This window comes from Actinocorallia lasiicapitis, assembly GCF_054778695.1.
Window position 1 is genome coordinate 1 of the sequence record NZ_BAAGZI010000313.1, and the last position, 7,079, is coordinate 7,079.

Below are 7,079 nucleotides of genomic sequence, written 5' to 3' on the forward strand. Positions count from 1 at the left end.
GGGGGGCTAGGGAGGGGGGTGGGGATTGGTGGCGGGCCACTTGGACGGAGGATTCGCCTAGGCCGCCGAGGGTGAAGTCGTCCCAGGCCTGGAGGGTGTGGGTGGAGCGGGAGAAGTAGAGGAGGGTCAGTTGGGCGGGGGTGGGGGTTTCGTGTTCTAGGCCGCGGAGGCCGGCGGAGCCGGTGGAGCCCTGGGTGAAGAGGCGGGAGCCGTGGGGGAGGAGCTCGGTTTTCCGGTCGTGGGTGTGGCCGGTGAGGATGAGAGGGGTCAGGCCGTCGAAGGCTCTGCCCTGGGTGGGGTCGTGGAAGAGGGCCAGGTCGGGGTGGGGGGCGCCGGAGGTGGTGAGGGCGGTGGCCTGGAATTCGGCGTCCTGGTAGAGGGCGGCGGCGGCCACGTCGTCGTCGCGGGTGGACTTGTCGGGGGTGAAGCGGGGGTCGCCGGCGCCGTAGATGCGGAGGCCGTCCACGGTTTTCGTTTCGCGGTCCAGGACCACGGCGTTCTTGTTCTTCGCGACGGCCTCCTGGGTGGTGGGGCTGTCGTGGTTGCCGCGGATCCAGACATAGGGGATCGGGGCGAAAGTGGAGATCTGGGAGACGAAACGGTCTTCCAGGCGGGAGCCGTGGTCGGTCAGATCGCCAGTGTCGACGATCACGTCGACCTTGAACTGGGTGGAGATGGAGCGGATGGCGTCCCAGGCGATGGGGTTCAGATGGATGTCGCTGACGTGCAGGACGCGGAGGGTCTCCGGGTCGGGGGAGTAGCCGGGGAGGGTGCTCGTCGTCGCGTAAAGCTGGGAGACGTTTCCGACCAGTTTGGCGAGCATCGCCCGGTATTCGGCGAAGCGGTTGACGACGGTTCTGGCGTCGCCGACGAGCTGGGGGGCGTTCGCGAGGAGGCCGGTGTAGCGGGGTTCGGCCACCGAGGACGGGCGGAAGGTGAGGGCGGCGACCGCGGTGATCGTCAGGAGGGTGGTCAGGGCGACGGCCGTGGAGGCGAGGGCGCGACGCCAGCTACGCAGGGTGGCCAAGGAGAGGAGGAACGCGGTGGCGAGGCCCGCCAACGAGCCGCGGACGGCCAGCCAGAGCAGGCCGTGGCGGACCTCCTTGCCGATCGTCGCGGTGAGGTGGTCGACGGCTTCCGGATTGTTCAGAAGGTTCTGTGACGCTTCCGGGCGGAGCTGGACGATCTGGGCTTCCAGCCGGAGCGGCCCGTTGTGGGAGTGGAGTTGGAGCGTGCCCAGCGGGGGGACGTCGACGATCGTGCCGCCTTGCAGGGAGAGGGTCGCCGAGAGGGAGACGTTCGCCGGGCCGACCGGGGTCTGGACCTGGCCGCCGATCAGCAGGCCGGCCAGGGCGCCGGCGACGCCCAGCAGCACGACCGTTCCCCAGCGTCCCGCCCGCCTGGCGCGCGGGGCCGACAGTTTCGCCCTGACGGCGCGGCGGAATCTTGCGGAACGTCCCGAAGGTCGCTCGGCGGGGGTGGGGCGGCGGTGGAAGGGTCGGGAGAAGGGCACAATCGGTCCATGGTCGAGATTTCGGATGGTGAGTTCGAGGGGCTGGTCGCGGAGGCGCTGGACACGATCCCGGCGGGGTTGACGGCGATGATGAAGAACGTCGTGATCGTGGTGGTGGATCGGTCTCCTGAGGAGGGACTGCTGGGGCTTTACACCGGTGTTCCCCTTACTGAACGCGGAGACTGGTACTCAGCAGTCCTGCCCGACCGGATCGAGATCTACCGGGATGAGCACCTGGCGATCTGTGAGAGTGAGGAAGAACTCAGGGAGGAGATCGCGATCACGGTCGTCCATGAGATCGCGCACCACTTCGGGATCGATGACGACAGGCTGCACGCGCTCGGGTGGTAAGTCTCCCCGGAAATTCGGCACATTCGGTCACTTGATCGCCACGCTACGTGATTTGATGGGGGCGTGGGCAGGCATCGGAGGCCGGCTGAGGAGCAGGCGACGTACCGAGAAGTCTTCGGTGTCGCCGAGTTCCGTCATCTGTGGCTCGCCCAGACCCTCAGCTCGCTCGGCGACCAGCTTGCGCAAGTCGCGCTGGCGGTGCTCGTCTACCACCGAACCGAAAGCGCACTGCTCACCGCGGTGACGTATGCGTTGACATATCTGCCGCCGATCGTCGGTGGCCCGGTGCTGGCGGGGCTGGCGGACATCCTGCCGCGGCGCAGGCTGATGATCGTCTGCGATCTGTTGCGGGCGGTGCTCGTGGCCGTCATGGCGTGGGACGGCGCGCCGTTCCCGATGCTCTGCGCGCTCGTCTTCCTGACGACGCTGCTCGGCGCGCCGTTCTCGGCCGCGCGCGCGGCGCTGCTGCCCGACATTCTGGAAGGCGACCGCTATGTCGTCGGGGCGGCGATCAACAACATCACCCACCAGGCCAGCCAGATGCTGGGGTTCGTGGCGGGCGGGGCGCTCGTGGTGGCGCTGTCGCCGCGGCAGGCGCTGGCCGCCGATTCGGTGACCTTCGTGGTCAGCGCGGTGATCCTGGCGGTGGGGGTCCGGAAGCGGAAGGCGGCCCGGGAGGGGCGGCAGCGGCCGGGGATGTGGCGGAACACGCGGGCGGGCGCGCGGCTGGTGTTCGGCGACCCGACGCTGCGGAGCCTGATCAGTTTCGCCTGGCTGTGCGCGTTCTATGTGATCCCCGAGGGGCTGGCGGCGCCCTATGCCGCGACGTTCGGGAAGGACGCCCTTTATGTCGGGGTGTTGATGGCGGCGATGCCGACCGGGATGGTGGTCGGTTCGTTCATCTTCACGCGGTTCGTCCGGCCGTCGGGGCGGATCCGGTCGATGGGGTGGATGTCGATGCTGGCGTGCGCGCCGCTCATCGGCTGCGGGCTGAAGCCCGGATTGTGGGTGGTCGTCGGGCTCTGGGCACTGGCCGGGGCGGGGGGCGCCTATCAGTTGGCGGCGAACGCGGCGTTCGTCGCGGCCGTCCCGCCGGAGGGGCGGGGCCAGGCGTTCGGCCTCGCCCAGTCGGGCATCCTGGCCGGCCAGGGGCTCGGCATCCTGGCCGGCGGCGCGCTCGCCCAGGTGATCGGCCCGGAGGCCGTGGTCGCGCTCGCCGGGGCGGCGGGGCTGTCGGTCGCGACCATGCTCACCATGGTGTGGACGCAGGTCCGCGGGGAGGTGCTGAACGAGATGTTCGCGCCGCCCGCCGAAGTCAAGGTCACAGCTTCTTGTTGAGCACGTCCTGCGCCTTGGCCATCGCGTCCTTGACCTCGGGCTTGCCGAACCAGCGCTGAGCGATCGACTGGTCCTCGCCGACGGCCGGGATCAGCAGCCAGGCCAGCACGTAGAGGACGGGGATCGCGACCCCGATCCCGATCACGGTGCCGATGACGGAGGCGCCGGCGACGGTCAGCCGGGTGACGTTCAGGTCGAAGCCGGTGCGGTCGGAGATCGTCGCGCAGATTCCGGCGATCATCTTGCTGTCGGTGTTGCGGTGCAGTGTGTTGGTCATGGCTTAAGAGTGCCCGTTTCGGGGGGTTCGCCGCATCGGGAAGAGCCCTGAAAGGACCCCTGAGCCGACCCTGAACAGAGGGCGTTCCGTACCCTGGCCCGTGAACCGACGCTTACGGAGGCGCACGATGGACGTCCTGGAGATCGACGAGCTGCTCACCGACGAAGAGCGGATGATCAGGGACACGGTGCGGGCCTTCCGGCGGGAGGCGATCGACCCGTATGTCGCGGACTGGTTCGAGGGCGGGCGGCTGCCCGTCCGGGAGCTCGCGGGGCAGATGGGGAAGCTCGGGCTTTTCGGGATGCACCTGGACGGATACGGGTGCGCCGGTCTGGGGGCCGTCGCCTATGGGGTGGCCTGCCGTGAACTGGAGGCGGCCGACTCGGGGCTGCGGTCGTTCATGTCGGTGCAGGGGTCGCTGGCGATGACGGCGATCCACAAATATGGGTCGGAGGAGCAGAAGCAGCGGTGGCTGCCCGGGATGGCGGCGGGCGAACTGCTGGGCTGCTTCGGGCTGACCGAGCCCGACCACGGGTCGGATCCGGGGGCGATGAAGACACGGGCCCGCCGCGACGGGGACGGCTGGGTGCTCGACGGCGCGAAGATGTGGATCACCAACGGGTCGGTGGCGGACGTCGCCGTGGTGTGGGCGCGGACCGAGGACGGGATCAACGGGTTCCTCGTGCCGGCCGGGACCGCCGGGTTCGAGGCGCGGGACATCGAGCGGAAGATGTCGCTGCGGGCGTCGGTGACCTCGGAGCTGGTCTTCGACGGGGTGCGGCTGCCGGGGGACGCGCTGCTGCCCGAGGCTCGCGGGCTGCGGGCGCCGCTGGGCTGTCTGTCGGAGGCGCGGTTCGGGATCATCTTCGGGGCGATCGGCGCGGGACGGACCTGCTATGAGACGGCCGTCTCATATGCTAAGACGCGGGAGCAGTTCGGGCGGCCGCTCGGCGGATTCCAGCTCACCCAGCAGAAGCTGGCGTGGATGGAGGTGGCGCTCGGGCAGGCCGGGCTGACGGCGATGCACGTCGGGCGGCTCAAGGAGGCGGGGAAGGTGACCGCGCAGCAGATCTCGTTCGGGAAGCTGGCCAACGTCCGGGCGGCGCTGGACGTGGCGCGCCAGGCCCGGACGATCCTCGGCGCCAACGGGATCACCCTCGAATACCCGGTGATCAGGCACGCGAACAACCTGGAATCGGTTCTCACCTATGAGGGAACCGAGGAGATCCACACGCTGGTGCTCGGCGAGGCGATCACCGGCCTGTCCGCCTACCGCTGACCAGACAACCGATCTTTGACGGTCAGCGCGCCGCCACCCCCGTCCCGCCCCGCCGCTCAGGTGCGCCGCCCGAAAAGCGGCCCACCGCCCCGCACCCACGATGCGGATCTCTCCGTATCCCCCGGCCGGGGCCGTCAGCTGAAATCAGCCCGCCGAGCGTTCTCGTCATAAGCGGGCGCGTAATACGGCGTGACCCCGCCGATCGGCAGCCCGAAAGCGGCGGGCGCGGCAGCCCCGCCGTTCGGCGCCGCCTCGAACGGCGGTGCCTCAAAGGGCGCCGGAGTGGGTGCGGGCGCGGGCGGCGGGTATCCGGTCGTCGAGGTCAGATACTCGTCGAGATGCGTCGGAATGTTGGCGATCTCGCGCGCCTCCCAGGCGGCGAGGATCGCGGCGGCCACTCTGACCTCGGCGTCCGCGGTGAGCCGGCTGATCTGCCCGGCGGCGTCGGTGCGGGCGGAGGCGAGCGCCTCGGCCTGGGCGAGATGCGAGGTCTGTTCCAGGGCGGTGCTCTGGTCGCGCAGCTCGCCGTGCTGGATCCGGGAGCGCGCGTCGGCCTCGGCGAGGGTCTCGTAGGTGGTGCGCGGCGCGTAGAGCTGCAGGACCTTCACGAAGATCGGGAGGCATTCGATCGTCGTGATGAGCAGGAACAGCAGGATGCGCCACATCGCGAGCGTGAAGTCGCCTTCGGAGGCGCGGCTGAGGGCCTTGAGCCGGACCAGAAGCCCCGTGTTGGACTCGTTCGCCGATTCGAACGCGCCCTGCTCGTCAGCCTGGATCTTGCGGAGCGTCTTGAGCTGGGACTGCACGCCAGGGAGCGATTCGTTGGCTTCGGTCAGGGTCTGTTCGCGGCTGGCCTTCGCGCCTGAGGAGAGCTCTTTGAGGCGGGCGTCGAGGCGGGACTGGAGCCGGTCGACCTGGCCCTGGGCGTCCCGCTGCTCGGCGAGGCGCTGACGGTAGATCGGGCCCTGCCCGGACTTCTTGGTGCCCTGCGGGCAGGCGTTGCCGGTCTCCTCGCAGGCGACCTGGGCGCGGGCCTTGTCGCGGCGGGCCGTCCAGTCCTTGAGCTGGGCGCGGAGCGCGACGACCGTCGGGTCGGCCTCGACGTCGACGACGGAGCCGCCGGACGCGATCGTCCGGAGCAGCGCCGCCTCCCGCGTCTCCAGATCCTTGATCTTCTTGCCGGTCTCGCCGTTGGTCAGGGTGCCCTGGAACGACTCGGTCTGCTCCAGCCGGATCTTGTTGATCTCGGCTTCGACTTCGGGCTGGAAGATCTGCAGCACGAGCGGCGTCGAGATGATGAACCCGAACAGCAGCGCCATCAGCAGCCGCGGCACCGCCACCAGCAGCGCCCGCTGGCCCCGCTGGATCGACACGACCAGCCAGCGGTCCAGGTTCAGGATCGCGAAGAACCAGATCACCGCGACGGGCAGCGCACCCCACCACGGCGCGTCGACGGCCATCCGCAGCGCGAAGAACATCGACACGGCCGCCAAAGTCGCCGTCGTCGCGACAGCCCCACCGATGCCCTGATATTTCGCCCGATCTCCAGGCGCCCGCTCCAGCACGTCCGCCTGCGCACCCGACAACCAGACCAGCGCCTTGCCCGGCCGCACCCGCGCCCACCCCGGCCGCCCACCCCCGCCAGACGCCCCGGCCCCCCTCGGCCCGGACGGACCACCCACACCCGGACCTGACGCCCCCGCGCCGCCGGACCCAACGGAACCCGCGCCCCGTGCGGGCGGCAAGGCGTCGCCCTGACCGAACGGCGAGCCGGCATCCCGGGCAGACGGCGAGGCGTTGCCCTGGCCGAACGGAATGGCCGAGCCAGGTCCGGACGCGGCGCCGTTGCCCTGGTCGAAGGGAAGAGCCGAGCCCGGTCCGGACGGCGTGGCTCCGTTCTGGACGAACGGCGTGGCGTCGGCCTGGCCGTAGGGAACAGCGGCGCCCGGATCGGATGGTGCGGCGTGGCCGAGGGGAAGAGCTGAGCCCGGGTCGGGCGGTGTGCCGTCGTTCTGGGCGGGCGGCGTGGCATAACCCTGGTCGAAAGGAACGGATGAGCCCGGGCCGGACGGAGCGGCGTTGGCCTCGCCGAAGGGAAAGGCCGAGCCCGGGGCGGGCGGCGTGCCGTTCTGGGCGGACGGTGTGGCGTTGGAGTGGCCGAAGGGAGTAGCCGAGCCCGGATCGGACGGCGTGCTGTTGGCCGCGCCGAAGGGGAACGCTGAGCTCGGGTCGGAGGGGGCGGCTGAGGCCGGGGCGGGGGCGCCCTGGGTGAACGGCGTGGCCGGGAGCGGGCCGGGTGGGGGGAGCGGGCCGTCGGGAGG

Annotated in this window: 6 protein-coding genes and 1 pseudogene; 4 read left to right on the forward strand and 3 right to left on the reverse strand. The window is 70.4% G+C overall.

Annotated features, from left to right (window positions below; translation table 11 throughout):
* Positions 1–1,513 (reverse strand): metallophosphoesterase family protein (locus ACYVE7_RS25895; RefSeq protein WP_460368056.1); only part of this gene is annotated, 1,513 nt, incomplete at its 3' end.
* A gap of 9 nt (positions 1,514–1,522) precedes the next feature.
* Here ACYVE7_RS25895 and ACYVE7_RS25900 point away from each other — a divergent pair.
* Positions 1,523–1,864, forward strand: coding sequence for a metallopeptidase family protein (locus ACYVE7_RS25900; protein ID WP_460368058.1), 342 nt, complete (start codon positions 1,523–1,525; stop codon positions 1,862–1,864).
* Positions 1,865–1,927: 63 nt separating this feature from the next.
* Positions 1,928–3,202: an MFS transporter gene (locus ACYVE7_RS25905; protein ID WP_460368060.1), complete on the forward strand. Its 1,275-nt coding sequence runs from the start codon at positions 1,928–1,930 to the stop codon at positions 3,200–3,202.
* Here ACYVE7_RS25905 and ACYVE7_RS25910 read toward each other — a convergent pair.
* Entirely contained in the window at positions 3,186–3,479 is a 294-nt protein-coding gene (locus ACYVE7_RS25910) for a PspC domain-containing protein (RefSeq protein ID WP_460368061.1), read from the reverse strand. The two genes, ACYVE7_RS25905 and ACYVE7_RS25910, sit on opposite strands and share 17 nt — an antisense overlap.
* A gap of 127 nt (positions 3,480–3,606) precedes the next feature.
* Between ACYVE7_RS25910 and ACYVE7_RS25915 the strand changes: the two genes are divergently transcribed.
* A complete protein-coding gene (locus ACYVE7_RS25915) occupies positions 3,607–4,758 on the forward strand; it encodes an acyl-CoA dehydrogenase family protein (RefSeq protein ID WP_460368063.1) in 1,152 nt (383 codons plus the stop codon).
* A gap of 134 nt (positions 4,759–4,892) precedes the next feature.
* On the opposite strand, the gene ACYVE7_RS25920 is transcribed toward ACYVE7_RS25915, so the two are convergent.
* Positions 4,893–6,371 (reverse strand): DUF4407 domain-containing protein, encoded by a 1,479-nt coding sequence (locus tag ACYVE7_RS25920; RefSeq protein WP_460368064.1) that lies wholly within the window; start codon positions 6,369–6,371, stop codon positions 4,893–4,895.
* A gap of 466 nt (positions 6,372–6,837) precedes the next feature.
* Here ACYVE7_RS25920 and ACYVE7_RS25925 point away from each other — a divergent pair.
* Positions 6,838–7,079 (forward strand): annotated as a pseudogene (locus ACYVE7_RS25925) (hypothetical protein); the annotation flags it as partial.

Bases quoted from the DNA above. Each gene is read 5' to 3' on its own strand.
- ACYVE7_RS25915 (WP_460368063.1), top strand. From the start codon at position 3,607: ATGGACGTCCTGGAGATCGACGAGCTGCTCACCGACGAAGAGCGGATG.
- ACYVE7_RS25900 (WP_460368058.1), top strand. From the start codon at position 1,523: ATGGTCGAGATTTCGGATGGTGAGTTCGAGGGGCTGGTCGCGGAGGCG.
- ACYVE7_RS25910 (WP_460368061.1), bottom strand. From the start codon at position 3,479: ATGACCAACACACTGCACCGCAACACCGACAGCAAGATGATCGCCGGA.